General features: G+C 69.7%; 1 pseudogene. It reads left to right on the top strand.

Going from position 1 to position 350, the window contains the following annotated elements:
* Positions 1 to 208: pseudogene (locus tag MKK68_RS16225) on the top strand (transposase); the annotation flags it as partial.
* Positions 209 to 350: the final 142 nt, after the last annotated feature.

Genomic DNA, 350 nt, shown 5'->3' with positions numbered 1-350 from the left:
AAAGAACCCGAAGCCCGCGGAGATCGTCGCCAAGTTGCGGCAGGCGGATGTCCTGATCTCACAGTGCCAGAGCGTGGCCGATGCAATCGCCGCGCTGGGCGTGAGCTCAGTGACATACTACCGGTGGCGGCGTGAGTTGGGCGGCCTGAAGTCGGATCAGGTTCGTCGGATGAAGGACCTGGAGACCGAGAACCAGCGGCTTCGAAAGGGTCGCGGCATCGGGGGCGAAGCGGACCGCGACCGCTTCGCCCACGGCCGGCGCGCCCTCGCCCGGCGCGGTTGTCGCGCGCAGGCAGGTGCCGTCGGCGAGGCGGACGACGCGGCGGGTGCGGTCGCCGAGGAAGGTCTCC

The sequence above is a fragment of the Methylobacterium sp. E-016 genome (assembly GCF_022829745.1).
Classification (GTDB): Bacteria; Pseudomonadota; Alphaproteobacteria; order Rhizobiales; family Beijerinckiaceae; genus Methylobacterium.
This window is presented reverse-complemented; position numbering and strand designations above follow the sequence as displayed.